Source organism: Pseudomonas putida (genome assembly GCA_041879295.1).
In the GTDB taxonomy this organism is placed as follows: Bacteria; Pseudomonadota; Gammaproteobacteria; order Pseudomonadales; family Pseudomonadaceae; genus Aquipseudomonas; species Aquipseudomonas putida_Y.
The window spans coordinates 5,365,394-5,387,954 of the sequence record CP047152.1; the positions used below are offsets into that span (position 1 = coordinate 5,365,394).

The 22,561-nt window shown below is 63.2% G+C and carries 18 protein-coding genes; 2 read left to right on the top strand and 16 right to left on the bottom strand.

Features of this window, described 5'->3' with window-relative positions; translation table 11 throughout:
* Nucleotides 1–153 precede the first annotated feature (153 nt).
* From mdoH to hutC, 11 genes are all read right to left on the bottom strand, one after another.
* Entirely contained in the window at nucleotides 154–2,727 is a 2,574-nt protein-coding gene (mdoH, locus tag GST84_24460) for a glucans biosynthesis glucosyltransferase MdoH (protein XGB15323.1), read from the bottom strand.
* Nucleotides 2,720–4,399, bottom strand: coding sequence for a glucan biosynthesis protein G (locus GST84_24465; protein ID XGB15324.1), 1,680 nt, complete (start codon nucleotides 4,397–4,399; stop codon nucleotides 2,720–2,722). The genes mdoH and GST84_24465 overlap by 8 nt, the downstream gene beginning before the upstream one ends.
* 323 nt (nucleotides 4,400–4,722) lie before the next feature.
* On the bottom strand, nucleotides 4,723–5,160 hold the full coding sequence (locus GST84_24470) for a D-tyrosyl-tRNA(Tyr) deacylase (GenBank protein ID XGB15325.1): 438 nt from the start codon (nucleotides 5,158–5,160) through the stop codon (nucleotides 4,723–4,725).
* On the bottom strand, nucleotides 5,157–6,128 hold the full coding sequence (gene pip, locus GST84_24475; protein ID XGB15326.1) for a prolyl aminopeptidase: 972 nt from the start codon (nucleotides 6,126–6,128) through the stop codon (nucleotides 5,157–5,159). Before pip ends, GST84_24470 begins: the two co-directional genes overlap by 4 nt.
* A gap of 168 nt (nucleotides 6,129–6,296) precedes the next feature.
* On the bottom strand, nucleotides 6,297–7,100 hold the full coding sequence (hutG, locus tag GST84_24480; protein XGB15327.1) for an N-formylglutamate deformylase: 804 nt from the start codon (nucleotides 7,098–7,100) through the stop codon (nucleotides 6,297–6,299).
* 10 nt (nucleotides 7,101–7,110) lie between these two features.
* Nucleotides 7,111–8,316: an imidazolonepropionase gene (locus tag GST84_24485; protein XGB15328.1), complete on the bottom strand. Its 1,206-nt coding sequence runs from the start codon at nucleotides 8,314–8,316 to the stop codon at nucleotides 7,111–7,113.
* 15 nt (nucleotides 8,317–8,331) lie between these two features.
* A complete protein-coding gene (locus tag GST84_24490; GenBank protein XGB15329.1) occupies nucleotides 8,332–9,735 on the bottom strand; it encodes an amino acid permease in 1,404 nt (467 codons plus the stop codon).
* 156 nt (nucleotides 9,736–9,891) lie between these two features.
* Nucleotides 9,892–11,424 (bottom strand): histidine ammonia-lyase, encoded by a 1,533-nt coding sequence (gene hutH, locus GST84_24495; GenBank protein ID XGB15330.1) that lies wholly within the window; start codon nucleotides 11,422–11,424, stop codon nucleotides 9,892–9,894.
* 107 nt (nucleotides 11,425–11,531) lie between these two features.
* Complete coding sequence (gene hutU / locus GST84_24500) at nucleotides 11,532–13,205, bottom strand: urocanate hydratase (protein XGB15331.1); 1,674 nt, start codon at nucleotides 13,203–13,205, stop codon at nucleotides 11,532–11,534.
* A 394-nt stretch (nucleotides 13,206–13,599) separates the two neighbouring features.
* Nucleotides 13,600–14,172, bottom strand: a complete 573-nt coding sequence (locus GST84_24505; protein ID XGB15332.1) for a HutD family protein — start codon at nucleotides 14,170–14,172, stop codon at nucleotides 13,600–13,602.
* Complete coding sequence (hutC, locus tag GST84_24510) at nucleotides 14,169–14,915, bottom strand: histidine utilization repressor (protein ID XGB15333.1); 747 nt, start codon at nucleotides 14,913–14,915, stop codon at nucleotides 14,169–14,171. The genes GST84_24505 and hutC overlap by 4 nt, the downstream gene beginning before the upstream one ends.
* A 108-nt stretch (nucleotides 14,916–15,023) precedes the next feature.
* Between hutC and GST84_24515 the strand changes: the two genes are divergently transcribed.
* Nucleotides 15,024–16,388 (top strand): formimidoylglutamate deiminase, encoded by a 1,365-nt coding sequence (locus tag GST84_24515; protein ID XGB15334.1) that lies wholly within the window; start codon nucleotides 15,024–15,026, stop codon nucleotides 16,386–16,388.
* Nucleotides 16,389–16,544: 156 nt separating this feature from the next.
* Here the strand turns inward: GST84_24515 and GST84_24520 are convergent, their stop codons facing one another.
* From GST84_24520 to glgP, 5 genes are all read right to left on the bottom strand, one after another.
* On the bottom strand, nucleotides 16,545–17,117 hold the full coding sequence (locus GST84_24520) for a lipocalin (protein XGB15335.1): 573 nt from the start codon (nucleotides 17,115–17,117) through the stop codon (nucleotides 16,545–16,547).
* Nucleotides 17,114–17,368 carry an outer membrane protein assembly factor BamE gene (bamE, locus tag GST84_24525; GenBank protein XGB15336.1) on the bottom strand — a complete coding sequence of 85 codons (255 nt, stop codon included), beginning with the start codon at nucleotides 17,366–17,368 and terminating at the stop codon, nucleotides 17,114–17,116. The genes GST84_24520 and bamE overlap by 4 nt, the downstream gene beginning before the upstream one ends.
* A gap of 227 nt (nucleotides 17,369–17,595) precedes the next feature.
* The gene (locus GST84_24530; GenBank protein ID XGB15337.1) at nucleotides 17,596–18,192 is read right to left on the bottom strand and encodes a DUF924 family protein; all 597 of its coding nucleotides are present in this window, start codon (nucleotides 18,190–18,192) and stop codon (nucleotides 17,596–17,598) included.
* Nucleotides 18,193–18,195: 3 nt separating this feature from the next.
* A complete protein-coding gene (locus tag GST84_24535) occupies nucleotides 18,196–19,206 on the bottom strand; it encodes a class 1 fructose-bisphosphatase (protein XGB15338.1) in 1,011 nt (336 codons plus the stop codon).
* Nucleotides 19,207–19,442: 236 nt separating this feature from the next.
* On the bottom strand, nucleotides 19,443–21,893 hold the full coding sequence (gene glgP / locus GST84_24540) for a glycogen/starch/alpha-glucan family phosphorylase (GenBank protein ID XGB15339.1): 2,451 nt from the start codon (nucleotides 21,891–21,893) through the stop codon (nucleotides 19,443–19,445).
* A 184-nt stretch (nucleotides 21,894–22,077) separates the two neighbouring features.
* Here glgP and GST84_24545 point away from each other — a divergent pair, with 184 nt between their 5' ends.
* Nucleotides 22,078–22,482: a YkgJ family cysteine cluster protein gene (locus GST84_24545; protein ID XGB15835.1), complete on the top strand. Its 405-nt coding sequence runs from the start codon at nucleotides 22,078–22,080 to the stop codon at nucleotides 22,480–22,482.
* Nucleotides 22,483–22,561: the final 79 nt, after the last annotated feature.

Sequence of the window (22,561 nt, forward strand, 5' to 3'; positions counted from 1 at the left end):
TGGGGGGCTAGGGCAAAAAGCTTCGCGGGTGAACCCGCTCCTACAAGGGAATGTGTATCCCTGGTAGGAGCGGGTTCACCCGCGAAGAGGACCTGTCAGTTACCCTGTAGGATCGGGTCCATCGGGGCGCCGAACCGCCGCGAACAGGCCCGATCAGGCGCCGACGAGTGTCGGTTGGCCTGCGTTTTCCGGGTGCAACGGCAACAGCGGCGAATGCGGGTCATTGTTGATCGACGCACGCCACACATCGATCCATGCCGCGTTGTGCTCGGCCCACACCTGCTCGTGCAGGCGGCTCAGTGCCACCGGATCGCTGAGCAGGGCCAGGCGCGTATTGAGGTCCAGGCCTTTCGGCCCGACTTCAATCGCCTTGGCAACGCGCTCTGCACGCAACGCTTCAATCGGTGCCGCCTGGCCATGGCGGGCAGTGGCCATGGCGCAGGCCAGGGCATTCTGCCGCGGGTCGACCACGGCCCGCACGAAGCCATCATGCAAGGCATGCCAGCGGTTTTCGTGAGTGTACTGGTCGGTCGCCAGCAGCTCTTGTGGGGTGGCGTATTCCTCGGGGATGAGGAACAGCTTCTCGTCCTTGGCCGCCAGGCCCAGGCGGGTGCGGCTGGAAATGACCGATACCGGGATCGACAGCACCAGCGAACCGACGATAGGCGCCAGCCACCACAGGAAGCTCGGGTTCAACCACGCCACCAGTGCGGCCCAGGCAATGCCCAGCAGCGTCTGCGGGCCATGCCGGCGCACGGCTTCGCCCCACGGCGTGGAGTCGTCGTCGCGCTGCGGCGAGTTCCAGGTCGCAGCCCAGCCGAGGAACGCGGCCAGCACGAAGCGGGTGTGGAAGATCATGCGTACCGGTGCCAGCAACATGGAGAACAGCATCTCCATCAGCATCGACAAAGTAACCTTGACTCGCCCACCAAACTCGACGGCGCCCTTGGCCCAGATCAGGATGACGCTAAGCAGCTTGGGCAGGAACAACAGCACGATGGTGGTGGAGAACAGCGCTACGGCCTTCTCCGGGTGCCATTGCGGCCACAGCGGGTAAAGCTGGTATGGCTCGATGAAATACTGCGGCTCCATCAGCGTGTTGGTCGCCAGCAACGCGGTCGACAGCACCAGGAACAGGAACCACAGCGGCGCCGACAGGTAAGACATCACCCCGGTGAGGAACACCGCACGGTGAACCGGGTGCATGCCTTTGACCAGGAACAGGCGGAAGTTCATCAGGTTGCCGTGACACCAGCGGCGGTCGCGCTTGAGCTCGTCGAGCAGGTTTGGCGGCAGTTCTTCGTAGCTGCCCGGCAAGTCGTAGGCAATCCACACGCCCCAGCCGGCACGGCGCATCAGCGCAGCTTCGACGAAGTCGTGGGAAAGGATGGCACCGGCGAATGCGCCCTTGCCCGGCAACGGCGCCAGGGCGCAGTGCTCGATGAACGGCTTCATGCGGATGATCGCGTTGTGGCCCCAGTAGTGCGACTCACCCAACTGCCAGAAGTGCAGACCGGCAGTGAACAGTGGGCCGTACACGCGGGTAGCGAACTGCTGCATGCGTGCGTACAGGGTGTCCATGCCCGAGGCTCTCGGCCCGGTCTGGATGATGCCGGCGTCCGGGTTGGCTTCCATCAGGCGCACCAGGCTGCTCAGGCACTCGCCGCTCATGACACTGTCGGCGTCGAGTACAACCATGTACTTGTACTCGCCACCCCAGCGACGGCAGAAGTCGTCGAGGTTGCCGCTCTTGCGCTTCACCCGGCGGCGACGGCGGCGGTAGAAGATGCGGCCAAAGCCTTTGGTTTCGCGGCACACATCCAGCCAGGCCTGTTGCTCGGCCACGGCAATGTCGGTGTCGTTGGTGTCGCTGAGCACAAAGAAGTCGAAACGGTCGAGGTTGCCGCTGGCGGCCACCGACTCGAACGTTGCGCGCAGGCCGGCGAACACCCGCGGCACGTCTTCGTTGCAGATCGGCATCACCAGCGCGGTGCGCGCCTCGGGCGCGATTGGCTCGTTGCCTGCGCTGCTGCCCGAAATCTTGTATTTGTCGCGCCCGGTGAGCAGCTCGAGGAAGCCCATCAGCGCGGTCCAGAAGCCCGCCGACACCCAGCAGAACAGGATGCCGAAGAGGATCAGGATAGAAGTCTGCAGGGCATACGGCCACACCTGCACCACCGTGTCCCACAGCGACTGGCTGAGGATTTCGTCGAGGTCGACGAACGACCAGCCCTGGTACGGCAGGATGCCCTTCATGTACCAGCCAGCAACGATGGTCTGGCCAATCATCAGGGTCAGCAGGATATAGCGGCGGATCGAACCGACCGTGCGCCAGCGTGCCGGTGGCAGTTCGCGCTTGGGCGGCTGCGGGGCATTGGTACGGCCGGTCATGCGCCGCCACATGCGGATCAGCACGTTGGTGCGCCACGGTTCGGGCACAACCTTGGTGCGCTTGATCGGCGGGGCGATCTTCAGGCACAGGCGGCCGCTGCCATCGACGCCGAGCATTTCGGCGTCTTCCAGCTCGGCGGCGCTGCCCACGGTCAGGCGCGGGCCCACCGAGGCCTGCACGGCCTCGGCAGAGCTGGCGGCCGGGTTGGCCGCCAAGCGTTGGTGCAGCTCACTGAACGAGGTGCAGCTGGCAAGTTCAGCCCGCTGCTGGTCGCTCAGTGGTAGGTGGGCCAGGTACTCGCCAAGCGATTCCGGCCTTGCGCTTGAGTTACTCATCGGCAGGCAACTGATAGCTCCAGGTCTCGGTCAGCACCTTCTCGGTGGTGGCCGGGGCCCCGTTGGTGGGCGCCGCATCGGCGGCAGGTTGTTCGGCCTTGGCAGATGGCTCAGCCTTGACGGCTTTCTCGGCCTTGGCAGGCTTGGCTGCGGCCTTGTCCTGCTTGGCGTCCTGGGCAGGCTTGGCGGCTTCGACCGGCACGTCACGCACCAGTGCGGCGCGCATTTCGGTCGATTTGTTGGCTTCCTTGACCTTCAGGCGCAGGGTCAGGCGCCAGCCCTTGGTCTCAGGGTTATAGCGCAGATTGTTCTCGACCACCTCGGCGTTGTCGCCCACGCTGATCTGGCTGCGCACGGCGGTGTCTTCCGGCAGGGCGGCCAGGGCCGGGCCGGCGAAGTCGACCAGGAACGCCACACTGCCGTCTGGCTGGCGGATCAGGTTGGACTGCTTGACGTCACCGGTGGAACGCAGGGTCTGCTTGACCCAGCCTAGATCAGGGGCCTGGAACTTCGGCTCGTCAATGGTCCAGTGCAGGCGGTAGGCGTACTCGATCGGCTTGCCGGGCTCCGGCAGCTTCTCCGGGCTCCAGAAGGCCACGATGTTGTCGTTGGTCTCGTCGGCGGTCGGGATTTCGACCAGGTCGACGCTACCCTTGCCCCAGTCACCCTTCGGCTCGATCCAGGCGCTTGGGCGCTTCTGGTAGTTGTCGTCGAGGTCTTCGTAGTCACTGAAGGCGCGCTGGCGCTGCATCAGGCCGAAACCACGCGGGTTCTCGACGCTGAAGTTACTCACGGCCAGGTGCTTCGGGTTGTTCAGCGGGCGCCACAGCCACTCGCCATTGCCGGCGTGAATCGACAGGCCTTCGGAGTCATGCAGGGCCGGGCGGTAGTTGAGCACCTTGGACGGCTGATTGGGGCCGAACAGGTACATGCTGGTCAGCGGAGCAATGCCCAAGCGGCTGACATGCTCACGCAGGAACACGCGGGACTGCACGTCGACCACGGTGTCGTTGCCCGGACGCAGGATCAGCTTGTAGGCGCCGGTGGAGCGCGGCGAATCCAGCAGCGCATAGATCACCAGGTGCTTGTCGGCTGGCTTGGGTTTTTCAACCCAGAACTCCGTGAAGCGCGGGAACTCTTCGCCCGAGGGCAGTGCGGTGTCGATGGCCAGGCCACGGGCAGACAGGCCGTACACATGGCCCTTGCCGACTACGCGGAAATAGCTGGCGCCAAGCAGGGTCATGATCTCGTCCTGCTTGTCAGCCTTGTTGATCGGGTACAGCACGCGGAAACCGGCGTAACCGAGGTTTTTGGTGGTTTCCGGGTCGTGCGGCACGTCACCGAACTCGAAGCGGTCCGGGTCGTACTTGATTTCCTGGACCTTGGTGGCAGTGACCTCGTTGATTTTCACCGGGGTGTCGAAGTGCATGCCCTGATGATAGAACGACAGTTTGAACGGGGTCTTGTCCTTGGCCCACTCGGCCTTTTCCTGCAGGAAACGGATTTTCTGGTAGTCCGCAAACTTCATGTCGCGGAACACGGCCGGCAGGTTGCTTTTGGGTGCGTCGTACTTCTGGCCGGCCAGATCCTTTGCCTTGGCTGCAACATCGTCAAGATTGAATGCCCACAGCTGGCCCGCGCTCATCAGGCCAACCAGAGCCACACTGGCCATCAGCGCCTTGTGTAGCCGAACGCCGGGGATTCTTGATGCTTTTTGGGGACTAACAATCACGAGCAACCCTCGCCGAAAACAGATCATGAAACCAACGGCCAGCGACAAATGCCGGGTTGGCGAGCACTGTTCGGACCCCGTGAGGGCGTAATGATTCCCCAAACGGATCCAGACAATGCTCGAGTCAGAGTGAAACGGACCTGCGAACGCAGGTCCATGCAGCGCGCGATTATCCAGCAGGTTGCGTGACAACGCATCAGGCTGGAGCAACTATTTATCGTATAAAACCCCTTGTTTTCCTGTGAACAAAGGGGTTTTTGACCTCATATTTGTAACATAAATGTTACGGGGCCATCATTGACCAGGTGCACCTGCATATCCGCCCCGAAGCGGCCGCTGGCCACGTCGGCGTGCTGAGCCTTTGCCTGCTGCAAAAGATAGTCGAACAACTCGGCGCCGAGGGCCGGTGGCGCCGCTGTCGAGAAGCTCGGACGCATGCCGTTGCGAGTATCGGCGGCCAAGGTGAACTGTGACACCAGCAACAGGCCACCCCCGACATCCTTGAGCGACAGGTTCATCTTGCCCTGATCGTCGCTGAACACACGGTAGTTCAGCAGCTTGTGCAACAGCTTATCGGCCTGTTCGCGGGAATCGTCAGGCTCGACCGCCACCAGCACCAGCAACCCCTGGTCGATGGCACCGACCACCTCCCCCGCCACTTCAACCCGCGCACCGCGCACGCGCTGCAACAGGCCCTTCATGCTTCTTCCAGGGGCAGGTCGAGCAGGCGTCGGGCCATCTGGTCGGCGGCACGCACCAGGGCATCGGTGATGCCAGGCTCGGAAGCCGCGTGACCGGCGTCACGGATCACTTTCAGCTCACTGTTCGGCCAGGCCTGGTGCAACGCCCAGGCGTTGTCCAGTGGGCAGATCACATCGTAGCGCCCATGCACGATCACCGCCGGCAGGTGGGCGATCTTGGGCAGATCACGGATCAGCTGGTCCGGTTCGAGGAAGGCGTTGTTCATGAAGTAGTGGCATTCGATGCGAGCGATCGACAGCGCCCGCTGCGGTTCGGAAAAGCGGTCGACCACCAGCGGATTGGGGCGCAGGGTGGCGGTACGGCCTTCCCAGGTGGACCACGCCTTGGCGGCGTGCATCTGGGCGATCTGGTCATTACCGGTCAGGCGCTTGTGGAAGGCCTTGACCAGATCGCCGCGTTCCTCCGGTGGTATCGGTGCGATGTAGTCCTGCCAGTAGTCGGGGAACAGGCGGCTGGCGCCTTCCTGGTAGAACCACTCGATTTCCTGCGGCCGGCACAGGAAGATGCCGCGCAGGATCAGGCCGTGCACGCGTTCTGGGTGAGCCTGAGCGTAGGCCAGGGCCAGGGTCGAGCCCCAAGAGCCACCAAACAGCACCCACTTGTCTATGCCAAGGTGTTCGCGAATGCGCTCCAGGTCTTCGACCAGGTGCCACGTGGTGTTGTTCTCCAGGCTCGCATGGGGCGTGGAGCGGCCACAGCCGCGCTGGTCGAAGGTGATGATGCGGTACAGGTTGGGGTCAAAGTAGCAGCGGCTCTGGGCGTCGCAGCCAGCGCCAGGGCCTCCGTGGATAAACACCACGGGCAGACCTTCCGGCGAGCCGCTTTCGTCGACATAAAGCACATGCGGCGCTTCCACGGCCAGATCGTGCCTGGCGTAGGGTTTGATCTGCGGGTAGAGGGTCTGCATTGCGCACTCCGTGTGAGGATTATTCGGCCGTGGGCCATCATAAACCTGAATTGCGCTTTCAGCACCGTCCTTGCTGACGCGTTCGAACGGCGCGAATGGCCATTGCGCAGATTTCCGACAATGGCCTCCCACGGCGCCTGGCGACGCCGATAGCGTCGCCGCCTCCACTCAACGCTTGTAACGCTCGTCGCCCCACGCCAGCAGCGCTTGCAGCAGCTGCCTCAATACCGCTTGTGTCGGTTGCGCCAGATCATCCCGGTAGGCAAACGGCTCGATTTCCTCCATATAGGTGCTTTGCGCCAGCTCCAGTTGCACAGCATGGATATGGTTGGCCGGGTCGCCATAATGCCGGGTGATGTACCCGCCTTTGAACCGACCGTTGAGCACATGGCTGTAACCTTGCATCCCGGCGCACACACCCTGCAGCCGCTCAGCCAGTGCCGGATCGCAACTGGCGCCGTTGAAAGTACCCAGGTTGAAGTCCGGTAACCTGCCGTCGAACAGGTGCGGGATCAGCGAACGGATCGAATGGGCATCCCACAGCAGCGCATAACCGAACTGCTCTCGCAAGCGGTCCAGCTCGCGACGAATGGTAGCGTGATAGGGGCGCCAGATCTGCTCCAGATAGCGTTTACGTTCTTCGCCAGACGGTGCCAGCCCATCCTTGAACAGGGGTTCGCCACCGAACAGCGTCGCCGGGTACAAGCCCGTGGTGGCGCCGGCGTACAGTGGCTTGTCGTCGTCCGGCCGGTTCAGGTCGATGACGAAGCGTGAATACTCTGCAGCCACCACGCTGGCGCCCATGTCACGGGCAAAGTCGTACAACTGCGGGATGTGCCAGTCGGTGTCCGGCAAGCTTTGCGCCTGGTCGACCAGGCCGTCGCGCACGGCGTCGCTCAGGCGCAGGCCAGCGTGCGGCATGCTGATCAGCAGCGGCAGGCGACCTTGGTGAAAACTCAGTACCTTGTCCATCGGGCCTCGCTCAGTTGGAGATTTCATGGCCCATGCGCACTACGCGCTTGGGCAGGTCGCCACCCAGCCAGTAGGCCAGGTCGGCGGGGCGTTCGATCTGCCAGGCGACGAAGTCGGCCACCTTGCCCACTTGCAGCGAGCCGTGGCTGTCACCCAGGCCCAGCGCCGTGGCAGCGTGGACCGTAACGCCGGCCAGGGCTTCTTCCGGCGTCATGCGGAAGCAGGTGCAGCCCATGTTCAGCATCAACCGTAGCGACAACCCTGGCGAGGTGCCGGGGTTGAGGTCGCTGGCCAGGGCAATCTTCACCCCGTGCCGGCGCAATGCATCCATTGGCGGCAGCTGGGTTTCACGCAGGAAGTAGAAGGCACCCGGCAGCAGCACGGCGACTGTGCCGGCGTTTGCCATGGCCATGGCGTCTTCCTCTGTCATGAACTCCAGGTGGTCAGCCGACAGAGCCTGGTAACGCGCGGCCAGGCTTGAGCCGTGCAACGATGACAGCTGTTCGGCATGCAGCTTGACCGGAAGGCCCAGTTCGCGTGCCTTGATGAACAGTCGTTCGACCTGGGCCGGCGAGAACGCGAGGTGTTCGCAGAAGGCGTCCACCGCATCTACCAGGCCTTCGGCCGCCAGGGCCGGCAACATTTCATCGCAGATATGCGCGATGTAGTCATCGGCCCGGCCTGCGTACTCTGGGGGCAAAGCGTGCGCTGCCAGGCACGTGGCACGCACCGTCAGCGGCAGCTCGTCAGCCAGGCGCCGGGCCACTCGCAGCATCTTGCGCTCGTTGGCCAGGTCCAGGCCGTAGCCGGACTTGACCTCGATGGTGGTCACGCCATCGCGCATCAGTGCCCGGACGCGCTGGCGAGCACTGGCGAACAACTCGTCTTCGCTGGCCGCACGGGTAGCCCGCACAGTGCTGGCGATACCGCCACCCTGTGCGGCGATTTCGGCATAGCTCACGCCCTGCAGGCGCTGCTCGAACTCGCCGCTGCGGTTGCCGCCGAACACCGCATGGGTGTGGCAGTCGATCAGCCCGGGGGTGACCCAGGCGCCACCCAGGTCAACCGTGCGGTCAGCTTCGACGGGCGCCAGCTCGGCGCGCGGGCCTATCCACTCGATCAGCCCGGCGCTGGTGACGATCGCCGCATCCTCGATGGCCGAGTAGCGGCCGTCGGCCATGGTTGCAACATGGCAATGCTGCCAGAGGGTTCTCATGCACAATCTCCTATGCTAGCGGTGCAGCTCGGCCGGCTCCGCGACCGGCTGGCCCTGCCCTGCGCGCGGCTTGCACCACAGCAGGTAGGACGCCACCAGGAACACCACCCAGATCACGCCGACGATCAATGCCGCCTGGGTGTCCGGGAAGTAGCCGAGCACGCCAAAGATGAACACCATGAACGCAATGGCCATGGCCGGGCCGTATGGCCAGAACGGAACCGGAAACTTGAGCTGGGCCATTTGCTCGCGGCTCATGCTGCGGCGCATGGCTACCTGGGTGAGCAGGATCATCAGCCACACCCACACCGTGGCGAAGGTGGCGATCGAGGCAATCAGCAGGAACACATTTTCCGGGATCAGGTAGTTGAGCAATACGCCGATCAGCAGCGCAGCCCCCATCACCACGACAGTCATCCACGGTACGCCATGTTTCGACAACTTGCTGAAACCGCGTGGGGCGTGGCCTTGCTGGGCCAGGCCATACATCATGCGGCCAGCGCCAAAGATGTCGCTGTTGATGGCAGAGATGGCAGCGGAAATCACCACGACGTTCAGCACGGCAGCGGCAGAGCCAATGCCCAGGTTGCTGAAGATCTGCACGAACGGGCTGCCCTGGCTGCCGATCTGCGGCCATGGGTACAGGCACATCAGCACGAACAGGGTGAGCACGTAGAACAGCAGGATGCGCAGCGGCACCGCGTTGATCGCTTTGGGGATGACGCGCTGCGGGTCTTTTGCCTCACCGGCGGTGACGCCGATGATCTCGATACCGCCGAAGGCGAACATCACCACGGCAAACGACGCAATCAAGCCACCCACGCCGTTAGGCATGAAGCCGCCATGGTCGAACAGGTTGCTCATGCCCACGGCATGCCCGGTACCCACCTGGCTGAAACCGAAAGCCATGATGCCGAGACCGGCCAGGATCATCGCCACGATGGCGCCGACCTTGAGCAGCGACAGCCAGAATTCCATTTCGCCGAATACCTTGACGTTGCACAGGTTGAGGCCGCCGATCAGGAAGACGATGCCCAGCACCCAGATCCAGCGGGCTACCTCCGGGAACCAGAAGCCCATGTAGATACCGAACGCGGTGACGTCGGCGATGGCGACGATGACCATCTCGAAAGCGTAGGTCCAGCCGAGGATGAAGCCGGCCATTGGGCCAAGGTAGGTCGTGGCGTAGTGGCCGAAGGAGCCGGCCACCGGATTGTGCACGGCCATTTCGCCAAGGGCGCGCATGACCATGAATACGGCAGCGCCGCCGATCAGGTAGGCCAGCAGCACGGCCGGGCCTGCCATCTGGATGGCCGAGGCAGAGCCGTAGAACAGGCCGGTGCCGATGGCGGAGCCGAGGGCCATGAAACGGATGTGGCGGGCACTTAGCCCGCGCTTGAGACCTTGAGCTTGTTGCATGTCACGTCCTTGAATTGTTTTTGTGGTCGTGAGATTCAGGGGGCTGCTGCGCAGCCCCTTCGCGGGCACGCCCGCTCCCACAGGGGATGGTGTTTTGCACCTACTTCTGTGGGAGCGGGCGCGCCCGCGAAGGGCCGCCCAGCGGCCCCAGGGGCGTTACAGGCTTGGCAGTACACCCGCCGGCAGCAAGCCGGTCAGACTACCCTTGGCCAACAGGTCCACGGCCTTTTCGATATCCGGCGCGAAGAAACGGTCACGGTCGTAGTGCGGCACCTCGCTGCGCAGCGCCTGGCGCGCCTGCTCCAGCTTGGCCGAAGTCTTAAGGCCTTTGCGCAGGTCCAGGCCCTGGCAAGCGCCCAGCCATTCGATGGCCAGCACGCCACGGGTGTTTTCGGCCATTTCCCACAGGCGCTTGCCGGCCGCCGGGGCCATCGACACGTGGTCTTCCTGGTTGGCCGAAGTTGGCAGGCTGTCGACGCTGTGCGGGTGCGACAGGGCTTTGTTTTCGCTGGCAAGGGCGGCAGCGGTGACCTGGGCGATCATGAAGCCGGAGTTGACCCCGCCGTTTTCCACCAGGAACGGCGGCAGCTGGGACATGTGTTTGTCCATCATCAGCGAGATGCGGCGCTCGCTGAGCGAGCCGATTTCAGCGATGGCCAGGGCCAGGTTGTCGGCGGCCATGGCCACCGGCTCGGCGTGGAAATTGCCGCCGGAGATCACATCACCTTCGGCAGCGAACACCAGCGGGTTGTCCGACACGGCGTTGGCTTCGATGCCCAGTACCTCGGCGGCCTGGCGCAGCTGGGTCAGGCAGGCACCCATGACCTGCGGCTGGCAGCGCAGCGAGTACGGGTCCTGGACCTTGTCGCAGTTCTTGTGCGACAGCGACACTTCGCTGGAGTCGCCCAGCAGGTCGCGGAAGCAGGCCGCGGTGTCGATCTGGCCGCGTTGGCCACGCACTTCGTGGACACGCGCATCGAAGGGCGAGCGCGAGCCCAGCGCAGCTTCGACGCTCAGGCCGCCGCAGGCGATGGCAGCGGCATACAGGTCTTCGGCCTGGAACAGGCCACGCAAGGCATAGGCGGTGGAAGCCTGAGTCCCATTGAGCAGGGCCAGGCCTTCTTTGGCGGCCAGGGTCAGCGGTTCGAGGCCGGCAATCGCCAGGGCTTCGGTGGCCGGCAGCCACTGGCCCTTGTAGCGAGCCTTGCCTTCGCCCAGCAGCACCAGCGACATATGCGCCAGCGGCGCAAGGTCACCGGAGGCACCTACCGAACCTTTCAGCGGGATGTGCGGGTAGACTTCGGCGTTGACCAAGGCAATCAGCGCGTCGATGACTTTGCGGCGGATGCCGGAGAAGCCACGGCTGAGGCTGTTGATCTTCAGCACCATGATCAACCGCACCAGGTCGTCATCCAGCGGCGCGCCGATACCGGCGGCGTGGGACAGCACCAGCGAACGCTGCAGGTTTTCCAGGTCATGGCTGGCGATGCGGGTCGAGGCCAGCAGGCCGAAACCGGTGTTGATGCCATAGGCAGTGCGGTCTTCGGCAATGATCTGTTCGACGCAGGCGACGCTGGCGTCGATGGCCGGCGCGGCGCTGGCATCCAGTTGCAGGCGCACGGGCGCGGCGTGAATCGCACGCAGCTGGGCCAGGGTCAGGGTGCCAGGCTTGAGGGTGAGTTCGGTCACTTTGCTACTCCAATCGCGTAGAGCCGCAGGCCCGTATCCAGGTGCCTGCGCACTCCTTCTTGTTGTTCAGTATCACCCCTTGTGGGGTGCGGTCCAAAGCGAGGCGATCAGCCAGTGATCATCGGCAGGTCCAGGCCCTGCTCCTTGGCGCAGTCGATGGCGATGTCGTAACCGGCATCGGCGTGGCGCATGACGCCTGTCCCTGGGTCATTGGTCAGTACTCGGGCGATGCGCTCGGCGGCCTCATCGGTACCGTCGCAGACGATGACCATGCCCGAGTGCTGCGAGAAGCCCATGCCCACGCCACCGCCATGGTGCAGCGACACCCAGGTGGCGCCGCCTGCGGTGTTCAGCAGGGCGTTGAGCAGCGGCCAGTCGGAAACAGCATCCGAACCATCACGCATGGCCTCGGTTTCGCGGTTCGGGCTGGATACCGAGCCGGAATCGAGGTGGTCACGGCCGATCACCACCGGTGCCGACAGCTCGCCGCTGCGGACCATTTCATTGAAGGCCAGGCCCAGCTTGGCGCGAAGGCCCAGACCCACCCAGCAGATACGTGCCGGCAGGCCCTGGAAGCTGATGCGCTCGCGGGCCATGTCCAGCCAGCGGTGCAGGTGGGCGTCGTCAGGGATCAGTTCCTTGACCTTGGCGTCGGTCTTGTAGATGTCCTCGGCGTCACCGGACAGCGCCGCCCAGCGGAACGGGCCAACCCCGCGGCAGAACAGTGGGCGGATATAGGCCGGGACGAAGCCTGGGAAGTCGAAGGCATTGGCAACGCCCTCTTCCTTGGCCATCTGGCGGATGTTGTTGCCGTAGTCGAAGGTCGGGATACCCTGCTTCTGGAAGTCCAGCATGGCCTGCACGTGCACGGCCATCGACTGTTTGGCGGCCTTGACCACTGCTGCCGGTTCGGTCTGCGCACGGTCGCGGTACTGCTCCCAGGTCCAGCCGGCAGGCAGGTAGCCGTTGAGTGGGTCGTGGGCGCTGGTCTGGTCGGTGACCATGTCCGGGCGCACGCCACGTTTGACCAGTTCTGGGAGGATTTCGGCGGCGTTGCCGTGCAGGGCGATGGAGATGGCCTTGCCTTCGGCGGTGTACCTGGCGATGCGTGCCAGGGCGTCGTCGAGGTCAGTGGCCTGCTCGTCGACGTAGCGGGTTTCCAGGCGGAAGTCGATGCGGCTCTGCTGGCATTCGATGTTCAGCGAGCAAGCCCCGGCCAGGGTCGCGGCCAGTGGCTGCGCGCCGCCCATGCCGCCCAAGCCAGCGGTGAGCACCCACTTGCCTTTCAGGCTGCCGCCGTAGTGCTGGCGCCCGGCTTCGACGAAGGTTTCATAGGTGCCCTGGACGATGCCCTGGCTGCCGATGTAGATCCAGCTGCCGGCGGTCATCTGGCCATACATGGCCAGGCCCTTGGCGTCCAGTTCGTTGAAGTGTTCCCAGTTGGCCCAGTGTGGCACCAGGTTGGAGTTGGCGATCAGCACGCGCGGTGCATTGCTGTGGGTCTTGAACACACCGACCGGCTTGCCCGACTGCACCAGCAGGGTTTCGTCGTCTTCCAGGCGGGTCAGGGTTTCGACGATCTTGTCGTAGCAGGCCCAGTTGCGCGCAGCGCGGCCGATACCGCCATATACCACCAGCTCTTTCGGGTTTTCCGCGACCTGTGGATCGAGGTTGTTCATCAGCATGCGCAGTGGCGCTTCGGTCAGCCAGCTTTTGGCGGTCAGCTTGTTGCCACGTGGGGCACGGATTTCAACGTCACGGTATTTGTTGTTGTCGGTCACGGGAAAGGTCCTCTGCGGTCGTCCGCGGGCGGGTATGTCGTGGTCAATATACAAACACACCTTTACTTGTATGTACAAGCATGGACAACCAAAATAATCGGACCTGTGCGCTCCTGGCTTGATTTTTGTGGCGGTGTCTAGAACGAGCGCCGCCCGCGCGGCGCATCGCGAGCTGCGCTCGCTCCTACGTTTGTTTCTGGCCAATTCGTCCTGTGGGATTTGCGCGCGAACGCTTTAGCGCATGGCTTGATGTCGCGTCTTGCAAACAAGGCGATCGCGCGCGTTGGCACAGGCGTTACTGGCCAGAAACAAACGTAGGAGCGAGCGCAGCTCGCGATGCGCCGCGCGGGCGGCGCTCGATCTCACAGGCGACAAAAACCTACAGGCGAACCCCTCAGCGCCCCACCAGCTCAATCAGGCAGAACCGCCCTTGAACATCCAGCCCCAGCAACTGGTCATTGCCTTCCAGCCGCAAGCAGTCATACAACCCCAACCGCTGTGTCTCGTGTCCGACGATAGTTACTTCGACCAGGCTGCTGGCAGCAAACAACAACACCGTCGACGCCGAGCTGTACACCCGGCTGGTGCCATCCAGCCACTGCAACCGCGCCCGATATCGCTGCGGCGAATAGATCAGGTTGAAATCGCGGATCGGCCCGCCCAGCAACTTGCAGCTGACCTGGTTCTCGCCGCTGAAGGCAAACGCATCGAACGCCAACAATGGCCGGCTGGCCTGGCCGTCGACCAGCAGCCGCATGCCGTCGCCCTGCAGCACGGTGATGATCCGTTGGTAACCGACGAAGGTTGAAAAGCCGCCCGACTCCTCGATATCGGCAATCGACAGACGCCAGCCAAAACCGTCCAGGCCCTCGCCGCTGTCGCGGGTGATCTCTTCGGTGAAACCGCCACCGTTCTTCCACGGCATGCGCGGGTAATCGTGCGCACGCATCAACAGCAGCTGACTCATTTACTGAAACGTCCTTCCAGGCGATGACGGGAACCGGGGTGGATCAGCCGTGCAGCGGTCACCGGCTGGCGACCGGACCAGGTGCGACGACGAATCAGCAGGCAAGGCTCGCCCGGCTCGATCTGCAACAGGCGGCATTCTTCCGGCTCGGCCAGGATCGCCTCGACCACGTGCTCGCCTTCGGTCAACGGCGCCACCTGGGACAGGTAGGCGTAGGGCGTCTGCCGGGTGAAATCCTGCTTGAGGTAGTCGGGGGCAATGGCCGCGTTAACGTAGCGGTCCTCGATCTGCACCGGTACGCCGTTCTCGAAATGCACGATCAGCGAGTGGAACACCCGCTGGCCTTCGCGCATGTCCAGGGCCAACGCCCGTTCGGAGCCAGCCGCTTCCTCGGCAAGTGTGATCACCTGGCAGCTATGCTGGTGGCCACGGGCGGCGATTTCGTCAGCGATGTTGTTGACCTCGAACAGCGCCGAACGGCCCTTGGGCTCGGCCACGAAGGTGCCGACCCCCTGCATGCGCACCAGCAGGCCTTCGGCGGTGAGTTCACGCAGGGCGCGGTTGATGGTCATGCGGCTGAAGCCCAACTCGTTGACCAGCTCGCTCTCGGAGGGTACCCGATGATGCGGCGGCCAGCTGCCGTTGTCGATCTGCTGGATGATCATCTGTTTGACCCGGGCGTAGAGCGGCGCCGGGCCCTCGCCCATCTGGGCAACCAGCGCGGAGACAGGAGGTGTCGGCACGGCGATGGATCCTTGTGCAAATGAAATGAGCGGTAGCTTGCCGCAGTTTACCCGGCAGGCAAACGCCTGTATATGTATATACAAGTTAACAATAACAGGATTCCACCGATGTCTGCCTACTTCGCCGAACGCGCCCTGCTACCTACGGGCTGGGCCAGCCATGTGCGTATCGAGGTCGCCAGCGATGGCCATGTGGCCAGCATCGAGCCAGGCGCTTCGGCCGAAGGCGCCGAGCGCCTTGCCGGCCCTGTGCTGCCCGGCATGCCCAACCTGCACTCACATGCCTTCCAGCGCGCCATGGCAGGCCTGGCGGAAGTTGCCGGCAACCCCAACGACAGTTTCTGGACCTGGCGCGAGCTGATGTATCGCCTGGTCGGGCAGATCAGCCCCCAGCAGCTTCAGGTCATCGCTCGCCAGTTGTACATCGAGATGCTCAAGGCCGGCTACACCTCTGTGGCCGAATTCCATTACGTACACCACGACCAGGCCGGCAAGCCCTACGCCGACCCGGTCGAACTGTCGCTCCGCATCAGCGCGGCTGCGGCCGATAGCGGCATTGGCCTGACCTTGCTGCCGGTGCTGTACAGCCATGCAGGCTTTGGCGGCCAGGCGCCGAACGACGGGCAGCGGCGCTTCATAAACTCCACTGAACAGTACCTGCAGTTGCAAGCGCAACTCGCCCCGCTGCTGGCCGCGCAACCCGCGCAGCACCTGGGCCTGTGCTTCCACTCGCTAAGGGCGGTAACACCTGGGCAGATCGCCGAAGTGCTGGCGGCCAGCGACAGGCAGTGCCCGGTGCATATCCACATCGCCGAACAACAGAAGGAAGTTGACGACTGCCTGGCCTGGAGCGGCCTGCGCCCGCTGCAGTGGCTGTACAAGTACGTGGACGTGGACCGCCGCTGGTGCCTGGTACACGCTACCCATGCCGAACCGGACGAAGTAACTGCCATGGCCCGCAGCGGCGCGGTGGCCGGGTTGTGCCTGACCACCGAAGCCAACCTGGGCGACGGGATTTTCCCGGCAGTGGATTTCCTGGCACAGGGCGGGCGCATGGGTATTGGCTCGGACAGCCATGTGTCGTTAAGCGTGGTGGAGGAACTGCGTTGGCTGGAATATGGTCAGCGCCTGCGGGATCAACGGCGCAACCGCCTGTATCGCGGCGACCAGCCGATGGTCGGGCGCACGCTGTATGACGCGGCGCTGGGCGGTGGTGCGCAAGCGCTGGGGCAGGCGGTCGGTGAGCTGGCGGTGGGCAAGCGCGCGGACTGGCTGGTGCTCGATGGACAGGACCCGTACATCGCCATGGCGGAGGGTGACGCCATTCTCAACCGCTGGCTGTTTGCCGGTGGCGATCGCCAGGTGCGCGATGTGATGGTGAATGGGCAGTGGGTGGTACGCCAGGGGCGGCATGCGCAAGAAGAAGAAAGCGGGCGGGCGTTTACCGAAGTGTTGCGCGAGCTTTTGGGCTGAGTGTACCGGGGCTGCGTTGCAGCCCTTCGCGGGCAAGCCCGCTCCCACAGGTTGGACTGCCCCCCCAAAAAACGTCTTGTGGGCAGTCCAGGGCTCAGCGCAGAACCTGTGAGAGCGGGCTTGCCCGCGAAGGGTTGCAACGCAACCCCGAAAAACTCAGTGCATTTTTACTATTTGCTGATCGGACGCCCGCCAGATCAAGCGGCTGGTGTCATACCCCTGCTGCCGCGCCCTGGACAGCAGGTTCTCGCGCTCCCAGGCAGGCAGCGTCGGCGTACGCGACAATATCCACAGGTATTTGCGGTCCGGGCTGCCGACGATGGCCGTACGGTAGTGCTCGTCCACATAAAGAATCCAGTACTCACCCCGCGCCACGCCTGGCACCAGCTTGGTGAACCAGTTATCGAACTCGATCCACAGCTTGTCGGTGTGCCCTGGCTCCTGGATATTCGCATGCCCTTCGGCGCGTAGCCATTCATCACCCATGGTGCGGCAGCGGTTGAGCACGCCATAACTGCCATCAGGCTTGAGGTTGTAGTGGGCCTCGGACTGCTCGCAGCCTTCCTGATAGCGCATGGGCAGGCGCGCCAGCTCGTACCATTTGCCCTGGTAGCGCTTGAGGTCGACATGGCCGGCGGTTTTCGGTGCCAGCGGGTCGTGCGAGGAACCTGCACAACCGCCCAGCAGCAACGCCAGGCATACCCCCATCAGCAGGTACGCACGCCTCATTTGAGACCCTGCCCGGAATACATCAGCACCTTGTCAGCTGCGTACTGCACGCTGATGAAGCTCTTCTCGTCCCCCCAGGTGCAGCTGCTCATGCCCAACGCGCCAGAACACTCGGTCGGCGTCCCGAGCAACTGCTCGACCTCGGCCTTGCTCATACCAGCCTTGATCTTGGAATAGTTTTCCTGGTTGATCTTGCTGCAGGCAGTCAGCACGACGCACAGCGACAACAGGGCGAGGGAACGCAACGACATGAAGGGACACTCCTGAAAGATGATACAGGCGAGTGGCCTGCAGTGACCTTCGACGTGAAAATCCCTCCCAGGTTCCCTGCCCCACCCCCTTTGCCCCTACACCATTGGTCGGATGGCCACTACTGTGCGATTAATCACAAAGCATTAGTCATGCGCACAATAAAAAAGGCCGCCCCTGTTGGAGCGGCCTTGCGTCGCGATGGCCTGCACAGCAGGCCCCTTGGGCGTCAGAAGCGAGACCCAGGCTCCAGCAAAAAGTCCATCTCTTCGCTGGTGCTCGGCCGCTCCAGCACCAGGTTGCGGTGCGGGAAACGCCCGAACCGGGCGATTACCCGCTGGTGCTGCTCGGCATAGTCGAGGAAGCCTTCGAACAGCCGGCGGTTGGCCTCGGGCTGTTCATCCAGCAGCATTTGATAGCGTTCCACGCACAGGTTCTGCCAGTCCAGCACCTCGGCATGCTCCAGCACCAGCAGCACAAACACCCGCTGGATCGGCAGCAGCTGGTAGTCCCAGCCCTTCTGCAGGCCCTGCATGGCCACTACCTGGGCACGCCGATCGCCCTCGAAGGCGCGCGGCGTGTCGCGGTAGATCATGCGTGGCAGCTGGTCGAGCAAAATCAGCAGACCCAGCCAGCCCTGCGGGCTTTGCTGCCACTCGTCGAGCCCACCCGCCAGGGCGTGCTCGACCAGGTCGCCAAACAGCGCATGGGCGTCGGCATCGTAATGCTTGCCGAACCACAGCGTGCTCTTCTCGTCAGCCACGGCCTGGGCACTGGTGCCCCAACCGAACCACCACTCCAGCAACGGCTGCCAAGGTGCGAGCATGACTTACTCCTTGTGGTAGGCGGTGACGCGCTCGACCTCTTCCTTCGAGCCGAGGATCACCGACACGCGCTGGTGCAGGCTTTCTGGCTTGATGTCGAGGATGCGATCGTAACCGTTGGTGGAAGCGCCGCCGGCCTGTTCGATGATGAACGACATCGGGTTGGCTTCGTACATCAGGCGCAGCTTGCCCGGCTTGCTTGGTTCGCGGGCGTCACGTGGGTACATGAACAGGCCGCCACGGGTCAGGATGCGGTGCACGTCGGCCACCATCGAGGCGATCCAGCGCATGTTGTAGTTCTTCTTCAGCGGGCCGGTCTCACCTGCCAGCAGTTCGCCCACGTACCGCTGTACCGGTGCTTCCCAGTGGCGCTGGTTGGACATGTTGATGGCGAACTCGGCGGTAGTTTCCGGTACGCGGATGTTTTCGTGAGTCAGCACGAAGCTGCCCAGTTCACGGTCCAGAGTGAAGCCCTTGACGCCGTTGCCCAAGGTCAGGATCAGCATGGTCTGTGGGCCGTAGATGGCATAGCCGGCAGCAACCTGCTCGGTACCTGGCTGCAGGAACGCTTCTTCGTTGAGGCTTTCGTTCTGGCTCAGGTACTGGTTAGGGCAACGCAGAACCGAGAAGATGGTACCGACCGAGACGTTGACGTCGATATTCGACGAACCGTCCAGCGGGTCGAAGACCAGCAGGTAGGCGCCTTTCGGGTACTTGCCCGGGATCTGGTATGCGTTGTCCATTTCTTCGGAAGCCATGCCAGCCAGGTGACCGCCCCACTCGTTGGCTTCCAGCAGGATATCGTTGGAAATCACGTCAAGTTTCTTCTGGACCTCGCCCTGCACGTTTTCAGTGCCCATGCTGCCCAGCACACCACCGAGGGCGCCTTTGGATACGTGATGGCTGATTTCCTTGCACGCACGCGCTACCACTTCGATCAGGAAGCGCAGATCGGCAGGGGTATTGTTGCTGCGGGTCTGCTCAATCAGATAGCGACTCAGGGTAACGCGGGACATGTATGGCTCCGAACGGATTGGGGGATGAAAACCCCCGCAGTTTACAGGGAGAGTGGCGGGCTAGCGAGTGATGAGACTCGCCACGGCTCTCAGACGGCACAATAGGTCGGTAGTTCAGCGCGCGCCAGGCCGGTGGTCTGGTTGTGGGGCCATTCGCGGGCGCGCCCACCCCCACAGGTTGATGAGGCCCCTGCAGGAGCGGGTTTACCCGCGAACAAGCCAGCATGGGCGCTGCATCAATCCAGCGCCTTCCAGATCTCGGTCGCATACTCACGGATAGTCCGATCCGACGAGAACCAGCCCATCCGCGCAGTATTGAGCACCGCCTTGCGCCACCACTCCTGCGGCGTATGCCACAGTTCCTCGACCTGCCGCTGGGCATCCCAGTAGGCATCGAAATCGGCGCACACCAGGAAGCGGTCGTAGGCGATCAGGCCGTCGATCAACCCGGTGTAACGAGAGGGGTCATCTGGCGAGAACACACCACTGCGAATAGCCTGCAACACATCGCTCAAGCGGTTGGAAGCGGCTATGGCAGCGCTGGCACCAAAGTCACCGGCACGCTTGCGCGTTTCAACCTGCTGCGCGGTCAGGCCAAAGATGAACATGTTGTCGGCCCCCACCTGTTCGCACATCTCCACATTGGCGCCATCCAGGGTGCCAATGGTCAGCGCACCATTGAGGCCGAACTTCATGTTGCTGGTACCGGACGCTTCGTAACCCGCGGTGGATATCTGCTCGGAAAGGTCCGCCGCCGGGATGATGCTCTCGGCCAGGCTGACGTTGTAGTTGGGCAGGAACACCACCTTCAGCAGGCCGCGCACCGTCGGGTCGTTGTTCACCACCCGGGCGATGTCGTTGGCCAGCTTGATGATCAGTTTGGCCTGGTGGTAACTGGCCGCAGCCTTGCCAGCGAAGATCTTCACCCGTGGCACCCAGTTGGTGCCAGGGTCATTGCGTATGGCCTGGTACAGTGCAACGGTGTGCAGCAGGTTGAGCAACTGGCGCTTGTATTCGTGAATGCGTTTGACCTGAACGTCGAATAGCGCCTCGGGGTTGACCGTGACGCCGATGCGATCCTGAATGATGCTGGCCAGGGCACGCTTGCTGTGCAGCCGCTGGGCAGCGAACTGCTTGCGAAAACCGGCTTTGTCGGCGAACGGCACCAGGCCCGCCAGCCGCGCCTGCGGGTCGTCCTTGAGTTCCGGCCCAAGCGCCTCGACCAGCATCTCGGTCAGCTGCGGGTTGGACTGGTATAACCAGCGGCGGAAGGTAATGCCATTGGTCTTGTTGTTGATGCGTTGCGGGTAGAGCTTGTGCAGCTCGGAGAATACCGTGCTCTTCATCAATTTGCTGTGCAGCGCCGACACGCCGTTGACGCTGTGCGAGCCAAGAAACGCCAGGTTGCCCATGCGCACCCGTCGGCCGTTGTCTTCCTCGATCAGCGAAACCGCGCGCAGCACGTCGAAGTCGTGCAGGCCTTTGGCGCGCAGGCTGTCAATGTGGTAGGCGTTGATCAGGTAGATGATCTGCATGTGCCGCGGCAACATGCGCTCCATCAGCGCTACCGGCCAGGTTTCCAGGGCTTCTGGCAACAGGGTGTGGTTGGTGTAGGCGAGCGTACCGACGGTCAGCTCCCAGGCCTTTTCCCAAGGCACTTCGTGCTGGTCCACCAGCAACCGCATCAGCTCCGCCACCGCAATCGAAGGGTGGGTGTCGTTTAGCTGGATGGCCGCTGCATCAGGCAGGTTGAGCAGGTCCTTGTGCATGTTCAGGTGACGCCGCAGCAAGTCCTGCAGCGAAGCCGAGACGAAAAAGTACTCCTGGCGAAGGCGCAGTTCCTGACCGGCCTCGGTACTGTCGGCTGGGTAAAGCACACGCGAAATGCTCTCGGCACGCGCCACTTCAGCCACCGCCCCCAAGTGGTCACCGGCGTTGAAGCGCTCCAGGTGCAACTCTTCCAGCGCACGCGCACGCCACAGACGCAGGGTGTTGACGCTGGATCCGCGCCAGCCGACTACCGGCGTGTCGTAGGCCACCGCCCGCACCGTCTCGCCAGGCCACCATACCTGGCGCTGGGCACCGCTTGCATCGTGGACCGTTTCGACGCTGCCGCCAAAGCTGATCGGGTAGATCACCTCGGCGCGCTCGAATTCCCAGGGGTTGCCGAAATCCAGCCAGTTTTCGGTCTGTTCCTGCTGCCAGCCATCGACCACGGCCTGACGGAACAGCCCGTGCTCATAGCGGATGCCGTAACCATGGGCAGCGATACCCAGGGTAGACATGCTCTCCATGAAGCACGCTGCCAGACGGCCAAGGCCGCCATTGCCCAGCGCGGCGTCCGGCTCGAGCAGGCGAATGCGCTCAAGGTCCACATCCAGCCCCTCCAGAGCATCGCGCGCGATGTCCAGCAGGCCCAGGTTGCTCAGGCTGTCGTACAGCAAGCGGCCGATGAGAAACTCCAGGGAAAGGTAGTAGACCCGCTTCTGGCTGCGTCGATAAGCCTGCCGGGTGTGATCCATCCAGTGATCGACCATGTGATCGCGTGCAGCCAGGGCAATCGCTTCGAACCAGTCATGGTCGAAGGCATGCTCGGGGTCCTTGCCGACCGCGTAGGTCAGCTTGTTCAGTACAGCGGCACGAAAATCCGCGACTTCGGCGTCACGTGCTTTGGGTTCCTGGGACATGCGGCATCCTCGGGCAAGTTGACGAAAGCGGAGGGAGAGTGATGAGACTAGACCCTTCGACAGGGAGCGACAGTTACGGTTCGCAGTTTTCATGCCCACTCTGCGATTCCGGCAAAAGGTTGTTCATAAATTGAACAATTCCGGTATCATCGCGCGCCCCAAGACCGTGATCCACCCTATAAAGATGAAAACGACCCTGATCGCCGCCGCCGAAGTCGACCGCCTGGAGACTTGGCAGCGCTACGCCAGCCACATGTGCCACGGCTGCCATTCGACCTGCTGCACCCTGCCGGTAGAGGTGAAGATCAAGGATCTGATCCGTATCGGCGTGGTCGACGAGTTCGAAAAAGACGAACCACCCAAGAACGTGGCCAAACGTCTGCAAAAAGAAGGCATCATCGAGCGCTTCAACCAGAAGTCGGGGATCTTCACCCTGACCCGGATGAGCAACGACGACTGCATGTACCTGGATCGTAAAAGCCGCCTGTGCACCATTTATGACAAGCGTCCGGATACCTGCCGCAACCATCCCAAGGTCGGGCCGCGGCCGGGGTATTGCGCCTACAAGCCCAAGGTGGTTGGGCGCTGACCGTCAGCCGGTTCTGGCCTCTTCGCGGGCTTGCCCGCGAAAGGACCAACACAAATCCTGCAGACAAAAAAACGCCCCC

Coding starts and splice junctions, on each gene's coding strand:
- GST84_24485 (XGB15328.1), bottom strand. CDS start 8,316: ATGAGAACCCTCTGGCAGCATTGCCATGTTGCAACCATGGCCGACGGC.
- GST84_24545 (XGB15835.1), top strand. CDS start 22,078: ATGAAAACGACCCTGATCGCCGCCGCCGAAGTCGACCGCCTGGAGACT.
- GST84_24520 (XGB15335.1), bottom strand. CDS start 17,117: ATGAGGCGTGCGTACCTGCTGATGGGGGTATGCCTGGCGTTGCTGCTG.
- GST84_24490 (XGB15329.1), bottom strand. CDS start 9,735: ATGCAACAAGCTCAAGGTCTCAAGCGCGGGCTAAGTGCCCGCCACATC.
- GST84_24505 (XGB15332.1), bottom strand. CDS start 14,172: ATGAGTCAGCTGCTGTTGATGCGTGCGCACGATTACCCGCGCATGCCG.
- GST84_24515 (XGB15334.1), top strand. CDS start 15,024: ATGTCTGCCTACTTCGCCGAACGCGCCCTGCTACCTACGGGCTGGGCC.
- GST84_24535 (XGB15338.1), bottom strand. CDS start 19,206: ATGTCCCGCGTTACCCTGAGTCGCTATCTGATTGAGCAGACCCGCAGC.
- GST84_24530 (XGB15337.1), bottom strand. CDS start 18,192: ATGCTCGCACCTTGGCAGCCGTTGCTGGAGTGGTGGTTCGGTTGGGGC.
- glgP (XGB15339.1), bottom strand. CDS start 21,893: ATGTCCCAGGAACCCAAAGCACGTGACGCCGAAGTCGCGGATTTTCGT.
- GST84_24465 (XGB15324.1), bottom strand. CDS start 4,399: ATGGCCAGTGTGGCTCTGGTTGGCCTGATGAGCGCGGGCCAGCTGTGG.
- pip (XGB15326.1), bottom strand. CDS start 6,128: ATGCAGACCCTCTACCCGCAGATCAAACCCTACGCCAGGCACGATCTG.
- hutG (XGB15327.1), bottom strand. CDS start 7,100: ATGGACAAGGTACTGAGTTTTCACCAAGGTCGCCTGCCGCTGCTGATC.
- GST84_24470 (XGB15325.1), bottom strand. CDS start 5,160: ATGAAGGGCCTGTTGCAGCGCGTGCGCGGTGCGCGGGTTGAAGTGGCG.
- mdoH (XGB15323.1), bottom strand. CDS start 2,727: ATGAGTAACTCAAGCGCAAGGCCGGAATCGCTTGGCGAGTACCTGGCC.
- bamE (XGB15336.1), bottom strand. CDS start 17,368: ATGTCGTTGCGTTCCCTCGCCCTGTTGTCGCTGTGCGTCGTGCTGACT.